The sequence below is a fragment of the Stenotrophomonas sp. IS26 genome (genome assembly GCF_054188265.1).
The window spans coordinates 1-289 of the sequence record NZ_JBSZJV010000050.1; the positions used below are offsets into that span (position 1 = coordinate 1).

Consider the following 289-nt stretch of genomic DNA (forward strand, 5'->3'; position numbering starts at 1 on the left):
ATTACGCGATGATCTTGGAGACCACGCCGGCGCCGACGGTACGGCCGCCTTCGCGAATCGCGAAGCGCAGGCCTTCATCCATGGCGACCGGGTTGATCAGGGTGACAACCATCTTCACGTTGTCGCCCGGCATCACCATTTCCACACCTTCCGGCAGTTCGCAAGCGCCGGTGATGTCGGTGGTACGGAAGTAGAACTGCGGACGGTAGCCCTTGAAGAACGGGGTGTGACGGCCACCTTCGTCCTTGGACAGCACGTACACTTCGGCGTCGAAGGTGGTGTGCGGCTT

General features: G+C 61.2%; 1 protein-coding gene. It reads right to left on the minus strand.

Annotated elements, in window-relative coordinates:
- Position 1 precedes the first annotated feature (1 nt).
- Positions 2 to 289, minus strand: a 288-nt coding sequence (locus tag ACW6W5_RS17880; RefSeq protein WP_458233683.1) for an EF-Tu C-terminal domain-related protein, incomplete at its 5' end; no start/stop codon positions are given.